The following is a 14,301-nucleotide window of genomic DNA, read 5'->3' as shown; positions in this document are numbered from 1 at the left end:
ATTTCGCCAATAATGCCACGCGCTGCGCTGGCGGGTCAGGCCGGCTGGTACGGCGGGTAGTCGATGTAGCCTTTGGCTCCGCCACCGTAGTAGGTGTCGCGGTCCGCCGGGGTCAAGGGCCAGCCGTTTTTCAGGCGTGCGACCAGGTCGGGGTTGGCGATGAAGGGCTGGCCAAAGCCTGCCAGGTCGATCAGGCCGGCGTCGACCAGGGCCTGGGCACGCTCCAGGGTCATGTCGCCGGCCAGGATCAGCGCGGTGCGGCCCAGTTGCGCCTTGCACTGCGTCAGCAGCTCACGCAGTGCCTGCTCCTGGGCCTGGGCACCTTCGCTGGCGAGGAAGAAGTGGGTCTGGTCCATCACATGCACGTAGGCGATGCCGCGTGCGCCCATGCCCGCGCAGAGTGCCGCGTAGGTCTCGTCGATTTCAGGGTAGAGCGGCATGTCGAACAATTGCCCGTACGGCGAGATGCGGATGCCGACCTTGTCGGCGCCGATGCGGCTGGCCACGGCGTCCACCACTTCAAAGACGAAGCGCAGGCGGTTTTCCAGGGTGGCCGCCGAGTAACGGTCGCTTCGATCGTTGACCTGCGGATTGAGGAACTGCTCGAGCAAGTAGCCGTTGGCCCCGTGAATCTCGACACCGTCGAAACCGGCATCGATGGCGTTGGCTGCGGCCTGGGCAAAGTCTGCGACCACCTGGCTGACTTCATCGGTGGTCAATGGGCGCGGCGTCGAGGTGGGGACGAAACCCGGCTCGCCACTGTCGTCATAACCGAAGGCGATCGCCCCCTGGGCAACGTTGCCGGTGGCGCTGACCGGGGCCTGGCCGTTGGGCTGAATCGAGGTGTGCGACACCCGGCCGACATGCCACAGCTGGGCAAAGATCTTGCCGCCGACGCTGTGCACCGAGTCGGTCACCAGCTTCCAGCCCTGGATCTGCTGCGCGCTGAAGATGCCCGGGTTGAACAGGTAACCCTGGCCCTGGCGGGAGATCGGCGTGCCCTCCGAGACGATCAGGCCGGCACTGGCGCGCTGGGTGTAATGCAGGGCGATCTGTTCGGTGGCAATGTCTTCAGGTGCACGTGAGCGGGTCATCGGCGCCATGACGAAGCGGTTGCTCAAGGTCAGTGGGCCGAGGTGATAAGGGGCAAACAGGTCATTCATGGGGGGCGCTCCAAGTGGAATGGCGCCATCCTAGGTTTTTGCCAAAACAGCCACAATCAAACTAAAAGGCAAAACACTATTGCTGATAAAGCAATACACTGGCTGGATTTCCCGTTGCCGGAGCCGTCCATGCACCTCAAAGCCCATCGGTTTTTCGCCATGGTGGCCGTAACTGGCAGCTTCTCCGCTACCGCCCGGCACTTTCAGGTACCTGCCTCGTCGGTGTCACGCTTCATTGCCGCGCTTGAATCCGAGGTCGGGCAGCAGTTGCTGTACCGCAACACCCGCGCGGTCAAACTGACCGAAGCCGGCGAGCGCTATTACCTGCAGATCCGCGAGGTACTGGAACTGCTCGATGCCGCTGACGAGTCGATCAGCGGCAAGGCTGGCGACATTCGCGGCCTGGTGCGGATCAACGCGCCGGTGGCCTTCGCTCATCTGCATATCGTCCGGCTGCTCAATGGCTTGCAGGAGCAGTACCCGGAACTGAGCGTGGAGCTGACCGCCACCGATGCCTATATCGACCCGGTGCAGGAGGGCGCCGACATCACCTTTCGCGTCGGCCATCTAGAGGATTCGGGGCTGATCGGGCGGCAGATCTGTACCCAGCGTTATGTGCTGTGCGCCAGCCCCGACTACCTCGCCAGACATGGCCATCCGACGTCCGCCCAGGACCTGCGCCAGCACTGCTGCCTGGTCTACAAAGGCACGGGCGGGGCGCAACGTTGGCACTTGCGCCGCCCGGGCAGCGATAGTGTTGAAGTGGTCGACGTACAGGGGCCGCTGCGCAGCAACAATGCCCAGGTGCTGGTCGAGGCGGCACTGGCCGGGCGGGGCATTGTGTTCTTCCCCTCCTGGCTGTTCAGCAAGCACAGCTTTACCAGCAAGGCCCTGGTGCAGTTGTTGCCCGACTGGGAAGGCGCCGTGGAGGCGACGCCCAGTCAGATCCACCTGTTGTCGCCGGAAAACCGCCTGCGCTCGCAGAAGGTGCGTCGGGTCTGGGATTACTTTCTCGACGCCATCGGCACGCCGCCGTACTGGGACGACCTGGGCGCTTGAATCAACCCTTGGCGCGCCAGAGCACCGGCCAGTATTCCTCGTTGATGCTGTCGCAGCGCCACATCGTCCGGCGGTCCTTGAGCTGCATGGCCGCACCGTCGTACTGCCAGATCGAGCTTTCGCCGCAGTCTTTGCCCATCTCGCGGTAGATTTTCAATTGTCCGCTAACCGGATTGAAGCTGATCTGCCCATACAGGTCGGGGCTAAAGTGAGCCTTGGGGTCTGCTTTGAGTTCCAATGGCGTCGCCTGGTAAGGCGCCGAGCGTGAGACGCGGTAGAGGCTGTGGTTGCAACCGTCTTCGGCGCAACCGTAACGCAGGCGCACCAGGGCATGGGCCGGGTCCAGGGGGTAGACCTCGGCCTGGGCTTTCCAATTCTGATGGGGGGAGGCACTCAACTCGTCTTTGGTCTGCGCGATCATGTCATCGCCGATTGCCTGTTGCTCGGCGTCACTCAAGGTCGGCGCCAGGGTAAAACGCGGCAGTCTGGGCGTGGCCGGGGCGGTGGGCAGGCGGCTGTCTGGCTGGAAGCCTGGGCGCACAAATGCGCTGGGGTGGCCGATGCGCCCTTGCACCGAATCCATCAACAGCAACGTGGCGCTCAAGCCCTGCAGCGATACCCGGCGCTCGCCATGGTTGCTGTTGGAACTCAGGGTGTCGCCGATGCTCAGCTCGCGCAGCTTTTCAACGGCGGCGTCGCCCTCAAGGTAATAGTACTCACGCGCTGTCGAACCGTACTTCCAGGGTTCGGTAGGGTGGCCGTCGAGGTGAAATTCGTAACGCAGGCTGATGTCGTCGTAGCTGATCGCACTGACCCGGGTGCTGCCCTTGAGCCCGGCTTCGCGGACGATGTACAGGCCCATGCCCGGGTTGTCGGTGCTGCCCGACACCGCCGTGCAGCGGCGGGTGTTGTCGCAGGCCACCCGCCAGTCCTGGAACACCCGGCTCAACGGTACTTGTTCCGCCGCGGCGGCCAGGGTCAGGGTGGGTAACAAGGAAAGGGCCAGCCAGTTCCATCTTGCTGAAAACATCGTGCATCGATCCTGCGCAGTCACTGAAGGGCGGCATGATCGCACCTTGGTGTTAGTCTGGCAGCTGTTTATGGTCAATCAGCGCAGGAAGCCTTGTGATCTGCATACGTCCCGTTTCACCCCATGAATGGCCAACCTACCGCGACCTGCGCCTGCGGGCACTGCGCGATTCGCCCGATGCCTTTGGCAGTACCTTTGACGCCGAGTCGCAACGCACTGATGAAAACTGGGCCGCGCGGATCGCGGTGGCCGCTGCCGGTGGCAGTGATCGGGCGTTTTTCGCTTTTCATGGCGATGCAGTATGTGGGCTGGTGTGGTGCAAATTGTCCGCGGCCGAGCCGGGTGCGGCTGACCTTTATCAGATGTGGGTCGACCCGGTTTCGCGTGGCCTTGGCGCCGGTAGTGCGTTGCTCAAAGCGGCATTGCAGTGGGCGGCAAGCGCTGCGGTGCTCCAGGTGCGCCTGGGTGTCACACTCGCCGATACCCCGGCGATGCGCTTGTACCAGGCCCATGGTTTCCAGCCAGTTGGTGCCCCGGAACCACTGCGTGAGGGGTCGAGCCTGTTGTCGCAAGCCATGGCGTGCAGGCTGGGCGCCTAGTCCTCAAAGCGCCCTGACGCATCGCGATCTTTTTCGTAATACCTGCTGAGCGGGAAGGGCGGCAGCCAGGATTCGCGGCGGATAGTCCAGCTTTCGTAGGTGGGCGTGAACAGGTCTGGGGCATCCATTGAGCCGAGGTTCAGTTCGATTTCATCGCCTGAGCGGGCGAACACCGACGAACCGCAACGGGGGCAGAAATGGCGCCCGGCGTAGTCACGGGTTTTGCCCTCGATGCTGACCGCGTCTTTGGGGAAGATCGCCGAAGCGTGAAACAGCGCGCCGTGATGTTTGCGACAGTCCAGGCAGTGACACAGGCCCACCCGGTAGGGACGGCCCGAGGCTGAGAATCGTACGTCGCCGCACAGGCAACCGCCGGTGAATCGGTCCATGGTGCGTCTCCTGTCGCGTATTACGAGCGCGCGAGCGCAACGGCATGCTTTTATCAAAAGAGCTACGAGGGGGCCTAATGGATATTGGACGTTTACTGAAAAAGCGGCAATTGAATGTTCAGGAACAAAACGCGGTATGCGCCCATCGGCTCATGACCATCGCCCGCGCGTGGCGCGTTAACGGTGTACCCGTAGCTCTGGTTCAATTCGGTCAACGCCAGGGCATTGATTGGTCTGCAACCATTGTCCTCGACCTTCAGGTCGATTTTCCCGGCATGCCGTCCTTGCATGGCATGTTACTGACACAGGCTGAACGCTTTATCGCTTTCGAAATTGAAACCGACAGGGCGCACAGGCAGGTTGAATCAGTGGAGAAATGGGAGGATGTTTCTGCACATCAGGACTATTCAACTGCCAAGCGAGGTACCGGAAAAGGCTTTGCCGCAATTGCCCTACACGTGCGGCATGAGTTGATGTTGCCACTAGGCTGAATAGGTTGTGAAAAGGAATCGCTGCCGCGTTTTTTATCTCTTCAATCCCCATACTTCCTTTCTACAATCCACTTCCAGTTCCTCAAGAAAAGCCGCCAGTTGGTCCACTTCAAGCAAGGCGAGTGTCAACTCAGCGGCATCTCGCAGAGGCTGCCACGCCTCGTGCTCAAACATCTGTCGGATCCCACAATCGAAAACTGTCTCGGGCAGTTCGTTGCACATTTCCCAGATCCGTTGCAGTTGATTGCGCACTTGAGCAGGCATTACGCTGCCACAGACAGTCAGCGCGTCGTTCAAAGGCAACATCTTTACCGACCAGGTTTCGCATGCCCGGCAGGAGGGGATAGCATCTTCTTGCGCACTGGCGCTCATCGCCAGAAAGGTCAGCCCTTCAATCGCCTCGCACACCGCCAGTACGCGTTTGTACTCCGCTTGCCCGTACCAGTGCCACAGGGTGGTGGGAAATTCCATTTTCAACTCCGTGAGTGCAAGTCATTGGGCGTGCCTAAGGCAAATCATACCCGACGGTTTCATGCGATCATATTTGCTCAATACACAGGGTCAAAAGAAGGGAGCGCTATGCCACCACTGATCTGGGACCCGTTCGCCCTCTTCGAGGTGCTAGGTGTCTTGCCTTGTGAAGATGAATCGGGCCACTCTCACGCGTACCTCATTGAGCAAGGCGCTGTCAGGCTGGCACTGACGATCTGGCCGTACGATGCTGATGTTGAAGTGCAGGTATCGGAGGTTTCTTTGCCCAAGCCGCTCTTCAAGTACTCATTATTGGGGTGTCCTGGTATTCGGGTGGTGGATGACAAACGCGGAAAATTTCTCGAGTTCGCAGCGCCCAGTACCTTCACTGGCCGATACGATGGTTATGGTGTTATGCCTTATGGCTTGCGAGTGTGGGTCGATCCGCAAATTTTCCTGGAACCCTTCACCTATCCATCCTGATAGATCGTCAACCAGCCCGATCGAGGTGCCCGGTTCTGTTTAGTACCCAGTCATCTCCAGGTAACCCCTACCGCTCACACTCCCACTAAAGCGCACCGGCCCCTCCCAATAGGGGAAGCGCGTCTGCATCCAGGCCTTGGGCTCCAAAGCATCCACCTGCACATCCACACCATGCTCCGGCACCTGCACCCGCCAGCGGGTAGGCACCTTGCGGCCGTTGTCCTGTTTGCTCCAGGCCAGTTCCCGCAGCTGGATCTGCTCGCCCTGCAGCGCCTGCGCAGCCCCGTTGGCGCTGATCCAGGTACCGGCGCGGTAGGGCGCGCCTTGCTGCTCGCGCACGCGAAACAGCATCAGCTTGGCGCCGCTGTCCAGGTGCAGGGAGAACCAGTCCCAGCCCGATTGTTCGGGCGCCAGGGGCTGGCTGCTCCATTCGCGGTCGAGCCAGGCAACGCCGGTGACGGCAAGGCGCTGGCCGTAGCGTTCGACCTCGCCACTGACCTGATAGAACGGCTGGCTGTAATAGTACGACGCCTGGCCCTTGCCGGATTTTTCGCTGTAGCCCTGGGCACCATGCAGCACTAGCGGGCCGGTGCTGACCAGGTTCAGGGTGTAGTTGAAACCCTTGCCGTTGGCGCTCATCTGCAAGCGCCCGGTGTCGTCGCTGCCCTGCAATGACCAATCGTTGATCCAGGCCCGAAATGGTCGGGCTTCGACGCCTGCCTGGCCAATACCGCCGCGGGCCAGGGTTTCACTGGACTGATGGCCGCCGGGGCCGGTCAGCGCGGCATGCCCCAGCCACAGATTGGGGCTGTTCCAGCCGGTTGTTTCTGCGCCTGGGCGCAGGGCCGAGCGGAACAGGGTCCACTGTGCGCCCCAGTCACGGCCCTGGCGATCGGTAAGGTTGGCGGTGACATACCACCACTCGATGCGAAAGCCGTTGTGGGCAGCGTGATCGAGGGGAAAAACCAGCGGCTGGTTGCGCGTCACCTGCTTGAAGGCTGCAGCGTCCTGACCCAAACCGGCAAAGCTTTTGGGCGCTGGCGCAGGCTGGTCGCAAGCGCTCAGCAGTAACAAACCGATCAACAGGTAGAGGCTAGGCTTCATCGGCAAACTGCCTCAATAGCTCGCTGGGCTGGCGTCGCGCCAGTTGCCATAACGGCCAGGCGCTGGCCAGCAGGCTGGTCAACAGGCCAAGCACGGCCAGGTGCAGCAGCTGTGCGGGAAACACGTGCAGCGGCAGGCGCCAGCCAAAGGCCTGGACGTTGACCACCGCCACCAGGCACCAGGCCAGCAGCAGCCCCAGGGGCACCGCCAGCAGCACAGTCAGGCTGCTGAGCAGCAGGGTTTGCCCCAGCGACAACCACGCCAACTGACGGCGCCGTACGCCGAGGGCCCACAGCGGTGCCAACTGGCCCAGGCGGCTCTGGCTCAGGGTCAGCAGGCTGATGAACAAGGCGATGCCCGCCACCCCCAGGGTCAGGCTGTTAAGCGCCGTGGTGGCGGCAAAGGTACGGTTGAAAATTTCCCTGGACCAACGCTTCAGAGTGGCTTGCTCGACCACGCGGCTGTCGTCCAGGGCGAAGCGTTGCTGCAGCTCGGCCTTGAGCGGCGCAATACGCTCGGGTGCAAGGTTCAGGCTCAGGGCGCTCAGTGTCGCCTGCGGCAGGTGAGCGCGCAGCCAGCCGGCACTGACCAGCAAGTGGCCTTTGGGGTTGCCATAGTCGGCATAGATCCCGACGACGGTCAGGGTGTCGCTTGCGAGCTCAAGGCTGTCGCCCAAGCGCAGGCCCAGGCGTCGGGCCAGTTGCTCGCTGAGCATGAACCCCCGGCCGCTCGCCAGTTGCGCCCAGGCCTGCGGGCTTTGCTCAAGCAACGGCCAGCGAGCCGGGTAGGCGGGGTGGTCGATGATGCCCTGAACCTGCACCGGCCACTGCTGCAAGCGTATTTCCGCACGCCAGCCGGGCAGCACGGTGACGGCCGCTTGCTGGGCGAGCCAGGCGTTGATCTGCAAGGCCTGAGTGGTGTCTTGCGGCGTGAGGTAGAGATCGGCGGACAGGCGCTGATCGAGCCAGCCGATAAAGGTCTTGCGAAAGCCCTCGGTCATGCTGCCCACACCGACACTGGCGGCCAATGCCAACAGCAGTGCCATCAACGCCAGGCTTAGCGCGGGGAGCTGCTGGCGGCTGTCGGCAATGAACCACTCTGCCAGCGCACCGCGACAACCGCGGGCCAGCCACGCCAATGCGCCGTCGAGCAGGGCGGGCAGCAGCAGTGCTGCCGCCAACAACAGCGTCGCGAGCAGGATCAAGGCGCTGGTGAGACTGTTGCCCCATTGCCAGCAACCTAGCGCGACCAGCAGCAACAGCCCTGCTGCCATAGCCTGGCGGCGCAACCAGGGGCCTTGGGCCATGCGCCAGGCTTGCGCTTGGGCCAGGGCCAGCAACGGCAGGTGTGCGGCGCGCAGCACACTGCTGACGCCAGCGAGCAAGGCGCCGAGGATGCTCACCAGCACGCCTGCCAGCCACCACCCGGCCGGCAGACTCAACTGCCCGGCAATCTGGGCACCATACAGGCCGCGCACACTGGCAGCGACATCGGGTAACAGCGCGGCTGCCAAGCCATAGCCGCTGGCCACCCCGGCCAGGCCTCCGAGCACGGCGAACACCCCCAGTTCCAGCGTCAGGCTGAGCAGCAGCGTGTTCAAGCTGATACCGCAGGCCCGCAGGTTGCGAATCAGGCCACGGCGCTGTTCAAGGGCCAGGCCGATGGCGGCGTGGGCAATGAACAGCCCGACGACAAAGGCCAGCAGGCCCAGGGCCGTGAGATTGAGGTGAAAGCTGTCGGTCAGGCGCTGCAGGTCGCCGTCATCGCCGGGCGTTTGCAGGGTTAGGCGCTGGGCGATATCTGCCGGCAAGGGCCTGGATTCACCGGCCAGCAGTAGCCGTGACACTTGCCCCGGCGCCTGCAGCAAGGCTTGCGCATGACCGATGTCCAGGACAATCACGCCGGGCGCCAACTGCGGCTGAACAACGAACGGCGGCAGCCGCTGGCCGTCGCTGCTGGTGGCTTGCTCGTGGCTGTTCAAGCCCAATTGCTGCAACGTATCAGGGCCAATCCAGGCCTGCCCGGGGGCGTCGATGAACGCCTGCAGATCGAAGGCTGGTATGGCAATGCCGGCAACGGCGGCAGTGCTGGGTAGGCTCAGCGGTTCGATGCCGATCAGGCGCACCGTCAGCGGATGCGCCCCGGCAATCCGCAAGCGGCCTTCGAGCAGCGGTGAGACCTGCCAGCCGAGCCTGCGCAGTTGCAGGTACAGCGCTTGCTCGAAGCGCTCACCGTCACGCGCCAGCAGTTGCGCTTGCCCGGGGCCGGTCAGTACTGCGGCGGCGCGCGCATAGTCGGCGCGGGCCTGGCTGTTGAGCGCTTGCACCCCGGTCCACAGCGCGGTGGCCAGCCACAGGCCGGTGAAGATGCTGAAAAACTGCAAGCGATGGCGCCGCCAGTGGCTCAGCAGCGCCTGCAGGGTAATCAGCAGCGGGTTCATCAGCGGGGCTCGGCCCGCACACGCCCGGCGTGCAGGACGCAACGCCGCTCAAGGCGCGCGGCCAGGCGCGGGCTGTGCGTCACCATCAGCAAGCTGCTGCCGGCCTCGCCGACCAATTGCAGCATCAGCGCCAGCACTTCATCGCTGCAGGCCTCGTCGAGGCTGCCGGTGGGCTCATCGGCCAACACCAGCGCCGGGCGAGCAGCCAGCGCACGGCCAATGGCAACCCGCTGCTGCTGGCCACCGGACAATTGCTCCGGGTAACGCTGCAGCAAGCTGTCCAGGCCAAGGCGGGTGGCCAGGCAGTCCAGCCACTGGCGATCAAGCCGCCCAGCCAGCCTTGCCTGAAAGCTCAGGTTGGCGGCCACATCGAGGCTGCTGATCAGGTTGTACTGCTGGAACACCAGGCCGATGCCTTCCCGGCGCCAGCGCGCCATGGCTGATTCGAGGCGACCGTCGAGGGGCTGGTTGTCGATCAGGATGCGCCCGCTGTCGGCGCGGTCGAGCCCGGCGACCAGGTGCAGCAGGGTGCTCTTGCCACTGCCCGATTCGCCCATCAGCGCAAGGCTGGCGCCCCGGGCCAGTTGCAAGTCGACACCCTGCAGCACCGCCAGTTTGCCCTGGGTGGTGCTGTAGGACTTGTGCAGGTGTTCGATGACCAGCATTGCACGGCGGCGCTATGGCTTGTTTGCCGCCGCCAGAAAATGCGCCACTAGCGCATTGGCGTGGCCATGGCCCAGGCCATGCTCGGCCTTGAGCCAGGCCACCAGTTCCATGTGCTTCTTGCCACTGAGGGTGCCGAGCAGGCTCAGCCAGTGGTTGATGGGCTGACCGTACTTTTGCTCGATCGAGGGAAAGTACGAGGCTGGTCCTTTTACTTTTGGCGCATCGCTCATGCTGTACATCCTGTCTTTTAGGGTGAGTAGGGTTGCGCGATCAGCAACAACGACTGCGGCACCGCGCTTTGCGGGTGTTGCGGTTCTTGCAGGCCCAGCAGCCTGTAGCCCGCCATGTCCAGGGCAGTGATCCAACTGGACAAGGTGCGCATGTACCACGGCATCGGCTGCCACTGGCCTTTGAAACCGGCGAAGGTTTCTTCGCGCCAGCCATCCTGGTAATCGCCGGCACTGGCCGTCCAGGGGTGCAGCGTCTGGATCACCAGGGCGCCGCCGGGGGCGAGCAGGGTGTTCATGGCGCAGAGCAGGGGGATGATGTCCTGGTGCAGCAGGGCGAAGTTGGCGCAGATCAAGTCGTAGTCGTGGCCCAGATCCACCGTGGCCTCGGCCAGTGCCTGGTAGTCGGCCAGATAGACGGCCGCCGAACCTGCGCTGCGCGCCGCTTCAACCAAGGTCGGGTCGCCATCCACCCCGACGGCTTCGATGCCCCGCTCGGCCAGCGCCCGCAGCAACCAGCCCTCGCCGCAGCCCAGGTCCAGCACGCGTGCTGGCTGACGGCCCAGCACCGCGAGCAGGATAGCCTGGTCGGTGACCTGCTGGCGGCTGTCTATGGCGCCGCTGCGCACGGCGTCGATCCAGGCGTGCGCGTTGTGCTGCCAGCTTTGCAAAAGCCTGGTGTCCGGGGGGTACATGTGGATATCCGCAGCCGTCGATGGGGTCAAGGATAGAACAGTTCCTGCTCCCGCGATCAGGGCAAGGCCGCTTGACACACCAATGGCACGCGTTCGTAGTTCAGCGCCGGGTTGCGCTCGGGTAGCGCGTAGGCGGCGGTGCAGTGTTGTTCATTCCATTTGATCAGCAACTCGCCAGCGTCGTTTTCCATCAAAGCCAGCGCCTTGCCGCTGGGGTCGGAGATCGCCAGCTGTTTGCCTGCCTGGTCTTCAAGCGATGCACCGAACGGGATTGGCTGATGCTGGGCATCGAACAGTTCAAATTGCACCCGCCTGCCGCTCTTGCTGGCATAGCGGGCCAGCACCACGGCGCCACGGCGTGGCACGACCTGCTGGGTCGCATTGTCCATGTCGATACCGGTGTCCAGGTCGCGCGTGTCCAGGCTGATCCAGTTGACCCGATAGGGCTGCACGTTGGGCACCACCGCATAGCCATTGGCGCCGGTTTCGGCTCCACTGTAGCTGCCAATCTTGACCCCTGATACATCGGGGACCTGGGCCAGTGCGAAGGTTTCGCCCACCGTTTGGCCAAGGTTGATGCCGCCACCATGGGCGACGATGGAGCCTGCCAGGTTGAGGCTCTGGGAGTTGTAGCCACGGCCCTGGCTGTAACCGGCACTGATGTCGGCAACAGCGGTGCGGGTGTTGATGTTGGCCGATGCGGTGCTACCGCCGGTGCTGCTGTTGCCGCCTTGCACCGAGTAATAGGTGTCGCTGTCTTCTGACAGGTAGCCGTTGATGCCTACTTGCGCGGTGTCGTTGCCTTTCTGTGTGCTGGCGGAGACGAAGGCACGTGGCGCGCGAGGTTTGGAACCCAGCGGGAATGACACGGACAGGTTGAACAGGGTGTCGTTGTTCGAGGGGCCGAAATCACCGACGTCTTTGCTGTAGGTGGCGTCAAGGTTGTAACTCACTTCCCCCCAATAGTTGCTGTAACCGGCAGACAGGCTCTGGGAGCCGCCCCGGCCCCAGTAGCGTTGATCGCTGGCATTGAGGTAGACGCTGCCATATTGCTGGTTGCGACCGATACTCTGGTTGATGGTCAGGTCTGTACGGGTTTTCGAATTGCCGGTGCGCCTTTGGCTGTCGCTGTCGAGCTCTTCGACATGGTTGGTCAGGGTCCGGTAACCCTCGGTCGAATAGCGGTAGGCAGCCAGGGTGAAGCTGGTGTCGGTGCCGGTGAAGGTTTTCGCGTACAGCGCCCGCAGGCTGTTGCCCCGGACCGATTGCCCCGGAGTGCGGCTGCTTGAGTGGGTGAGGTCGACAGACACGGCGCCAATGGCCGTATTGCGCCCGGCACCCAGTGCCAGCGCCTGGTAGTTCTCGGTGACCTGGAGCCCGAGGATGCCGCTCAGGTTGCTGCTGATGCCGTAGGCCAGCGTGCTGCTAACAAACTGTGGCGTGGCCAGGCCTTCGCTATTGCTGTTGTATTGGCCTGCCGAGAGGCTGTAGTTCAGCTGACCTTCGCGCACCATGATTGGCAGGCTGGAAAATGCCTGCACCGTGACCCGGCGCGTGCCATCGGCTTCGATGATGGTCACCTGCAGGTCACCGTTCGAGCCGCTGGGGTAGAGATCACTGATTTCAAATGGGCCCGGCGGAACGTTAGCGGTGTAGAGAATGTAGTTATTCTGGCGGATCTCCACGGTGGCGCTGGTTTGTGCCACGCCACGGATGATCGGGGCGTAGCCGCGCTCACCGTCGGCACGCATGCCCTGATCCGAGGCCAGTTTCAGGCCGCGATAACGCACGCTGTCGAACACCTCGGCGTCGGAGAAGATCTCGCCGGCGCTGAATTGCCCCTTCAGCGCGGTCACGTCGTGCTGCAGGTAGCTGCGGTTACTCTTGAATCTGTTGGGTTGGCCGGTGCTGCTACTGAAGTTCGACTCGTTACGCAGTCGCCAGGCGCCCAGGTTGATACCGTTGCGCAGCCCCAGGTTACTGGAAAAGGTGGTGGCGTTGTCGGTGCTGTTGCGGCTGCTGCTCAACTGATAGTTGATAAACGCAGCCGGTACGCCGTGGTCCCACAACGCCGGGTCGACATACCCGCGCATCCCGCGTTGCAGGGCAATTTGCGGCACACTGACCATCAGGCGCAGGCGGCTGACGTCATAACGCTGGGTAGCCTTGGCAATCAACGCCGGCAGGTCGTAGCAGGCCTGCGGTTCATTGAGGTCGAGTTTGCCGGCGGCCTCGAGTTTTTTCATGTCGATGCCCAATTGCTCGAGCATGTCCAGGGTCAGGCAGGCTTCGACTTTGCCGCTATCGGGATGGCGCCGGAAATCGATATCACGACGGCCTACCAGCATCTCGTTACTGTACAGGTCGACCCGGTACGTGCCCGGCAATACGCTGCTGGACGAGAGCAGCAACTGCAAGTCCACCGACGAGGGGGCGCCCTGCAGAAACGAGGTGTTGAATTGCTCGACCTGCTCTGGCTCAAGGTCGTTGGCGGTCGCTGCGCTGGCATCAGGGCCAAGGCAGGATGCCAGGGCAACAAACAGCGGGCCAAGCGTCGAGGGGGTTGAAAAGGCAGCAGGCGAAGACGATCGCTTGCCAGGGTGAACGCCATGAGCAAGTCTGCAGCCAGTGAGTAAAGACATGCAAAGAACCTATATCACCCCCGATACGAAACCGAGCGGAGCGAAGTAAAGTGCGGGAGAGGTAGTGGGCAACCCAATGGGCGCGTCAAGGCGACGCTTTGATCAGCTCGGCGGTTGCTGGCGCTGTGTTGCTCAGTGGCGTGGCGTAACGCTCTTGTGCGCCATAGTCGTTGATGCTGGTAAAGGACAACTGCGCAGCACCTGCACTATTGAATTGCTTGACCGGGAACTCTTTGAGCTCACCTGGCCCGACCATGACCGAGTCAACGACGGTTGCCGTGGTTTGGCCTGAGTGCAGTGTTATATCCCCCATGGACACATGGTAGAGACCGGGGTTCTCGACCTTCAGGTAGGTTTTCCCGGCCTGCTCAAGCACTGTCCATTGCAGTTGTGTGGGGGCAAGGTATGCGTTGCTGCTCAGGCCTTGCGGGCGAAAAAACACTTTGATGCGCTGGCGCACCGCGAGCTGCAAGGTGTTTTGCGTTTTCGCCGCCTGAGGAATTTCCTGGACATTGAGCCAGACCACCGACTCTTTATCCGTCGGCATGCCGGTGCCCTCGTAGATCACCCGCAGCAACTGCTGTTCGTTGCCGGGCACCCGTGCCAGGGGTGGGGTAACCGCGAAAGGCGCTGGTGTGGTGTCAGAACCATCGCGGTCTACCCAGGACTGGATCAACACATCTTCACCGCTATTGCGTACGGTGATGCCTGCCTCTTTGTGTTTGCCATCAAAGATCAGGCGGGTGCCGCTCAAAGAGATACCGGCGCTGGCCTGGGTGAGCACGAGCATGCCGAGAATGCCCAGGCAAAAGCTGAGGGGGTGACGTAGCAACATAATGATT

At 62.7% G+C, this 14,301-nt stretch carries 15 protein-coding genes; 4 read left to right on the top strand and 11 right to left on the bottom strand.

The features are described from left to right. Positions 1 to 35 precede the first annotated feature (35 nt). Positions 36 to 1,163, bottom strand: a complete 1,128-nt coding sequence (locus tag M5G17_RS17545; protein ID WP_273894185.1) for an alkene reductase — start codon at positions 1,161 to 1,163, stop codon at positions 36 to 38. 129 nt (positions 1,164 to 1,292) lie between these two features. On the opposite strand from M5G17_RS17545, the gene M5G17_RS17540 reads away from it, so the two are divergent. Further along, positions 1,293 to 2,222, top strand: a complete 930-nt coding sequence (locus tag M5G17_RS17540; protein ID WP_273894184.1) for a LysR family transcriptional regulator — start codon at positions 1,293 to 1,295, stop codon at positions 2,220 to 2,222. Position 2,223: 1 nt separating this feature from the next. Here the strand turns inward: M5G17_RS17540 and M5G17_RS17535 are convergent, their stop codons facing one another. Next, the gene (locus tag M5G17_RS17535) at positions 2,224 to 3,252 is read right to left on the bottom strand and encodes a DUF1176 domain-containing protein (RefSeq protein ID WP_273894183.1); all 1,029 of its coding nucleotides are present in this window, start codon (positions 3,250 to 3,252) and stop codon (positions 2,224 to 2,226) included. 95 nt (positions 3,253 to 3,347) lie between these two features. Between M5G17_RS17535 and M5G17_RS17530 the strand changes: the two genes are divergently transcribed. After that, positions 3,348 to 3,851 carry a GNAT family N-acetyltransferase gene (locus M5G17_RS17530; RefSeq protein ID WP_273894182.1) on the top strand — a complete coding sequence of 168 codons (504 nt, stop codon included), beginning with the start codon at positions 3,348 to 3,350 and terminating at the stop codon, positions 3,849 to 3,851. Here M5G17_RS17530 and M5G17_RS17525 read toward each other — a convergent pair. Next, positions 3,848 to 4,240 (bottom strand): GFA family protein, encoded by a 393-nt coding sequence (locus tag M5G17_RS17525; RefSeq protein ID WP_273894181.1) that lies wholly within the window; start codon positions 4,238 to 4,240, stop codon positions 3,848 to 3,850. The genes M5G17_RS17530 and M5G17_RS17525 overlap by 4 nt on opposite strands. A gap of 77 nt (positions 4,241 to 4,317) precedes the next feature. On the opposite strand from M5G17_RS17525, the gene M5G17_RS17520 reads away from it, so the two are divergent. Further along, a complete protein-coding gene (locus tag M5G17_RS17520; protein WP_273894180.1) occupies positions 4,318 to 4,731 on the top strand; it encodes a hypothetical protein in 414 nt (137 codons plus the stop codon). Between the two features lie 33 nt (positions 4,732 to 4,764). Here the strand turns inward: M5G17_RS17520 and M5G17_RS17515 are convergent, their stop codons facing one another. Next, the gene (locus M5G17_RS17515; protein ID WP_273894179.1) at positions 4,765 to 5,202 is read right to left on the bottom strand and encodes a hypothetical protein; all 438 of its coding nucleotides are present in this window, start codon (positions 5,200 to 5,202) and stop codon (positions 4,765 to 4,767) included. Between the two features lie 108 nt (positions 5,203 to 5,310). On the opposite strand from M5G17_RS17515, the gene M5G17_RS17510 reads away from it, so the two are divergent. Then, on the top strand, positions 5,311 to 5,685 hold the full coding sequence (locus M5G17_RS17510) for a Ypar14, super integron cassette (protein ID WP_273894178.1): 375 nt from the start codon (positions 5,311 to 5,313) through the stop codon (positions 5,683 to 5,685). Positions 5,686 to 5,724: 39 nt separating this feature from the next. Here the strand turns inward: M5G17_RS17510 and M5G17_RS17505 are convergent, their stop codons facing one another. From M5G17_RS17505 to M5G17_RS17475, 7 genes are all read right to left on the bottom strand, one after another. After that, complete coding sequence (locus M5G17_RS17505; protein WP_273894177.1) at positions 5,725 to 6,789, bottom strand: lipocalin-like domain-containing protein; 1,065 nt, start codon at positions 6,787 to 6,789, stop codon at positions 5,725 to 5,727. After that, entirely contained in the window at positions 6,779 to 9,229 is a 2,451-nt protein-coding gene (locus M5G17_RS17500) for an FtsX-like permease family protein (protein WP_273894176.1), read from the bottom strand. The genes M5G17_RS17505 and M5G17_RS17500 overlap by 11 nt, the downstream gene beginning before the upstream one ends. After that, the gene (locus tag M5G17_RS17495; protein WP_273894175.1) at positions 9,229 to 9,894 is read right to left on the bottom strand and encodes an ABC transporter ATP-binding protein; all 666 of its coding nucleotides are present in this window, start codon (positions 9,892 to 9,894) and stop codon (positions 9,229 to 9,231) included. The genes M5G17_RS17500 and M5G17_RS17495 overlap by 1 nt, the downstream gene beginning before the upstream one ends. A gap of 12 nt (positions 9,895 to 9,906) precedes the next feature. Continuing rightward, complete coding sequence (locus M5G17_RS17490; RefSeq protein WP_273894174.1) at positions 9,907 to 10,125, bottom strand: DUF4287 domain-containing protein; 219 nt, start codon at positions 10,123 to 10,125, stop codon at positions 9,907 to 9,909. A gap of 17 nt (positions 10,126 to 10,142) precedes the next feature. Beyond that, the gene (locus M5G17_RS17485; protein WP_273894173.1) at positions 10,143 to 10,817 is read right to left on the bottom strand and encodes a class I SAM-dependent methyltransferase; all 675 of its coding nucleotides are present in this window, start codon (positions 10,815 to 10,817) and stop codon (positions 10,143 to 10,145) included. Positions 10,818 to 10,873: 56 nt separating this feature from the next. Next, positions 10,874 to 13,459 (bottom strand): fimbria/pilus outer membrane usher protein, encoded by a 2,586-nt coding sequence (locus M5G17_RS17480; RefSeq protein WP_273894172.1) that lies wholly within the window; start codon positions 13,457 to 13,459, stop codon positions 10,874 to 10,876. Between the two features lie 85 nt (positions 13,460 to 13,544). Then, on the bottom strand, positions 13,545 to 14,294 hold the full coding sequence (locus M5G17_RS17475; protein ID WP_273894171.1) for a fimbrial biogenesis chaperone: 750 nt from the start codon (positions 14,292 to 14,294) through the stop codon (positions 13,545 to 13,547). Positions 14,295 to 14,301 lie beyond the last annotated feature (7 nt).

The sequence above is a fragment of the Pseudomonas rubra genome, assembly GCF_028656935.1.
Classification (GTDB): Bacteria; Pseudomonadota; Gammaproteobacteria; order Pseudomonadales; family Pseudomonadaceae; genus Aquipseudomonas; species Aquipseudomonas rubra.
The sequence above is the reverse complement of the archived record's forward strand: the minus strand, read 5'-3'. Positions and strand labels throughout refer to the sequence as shown.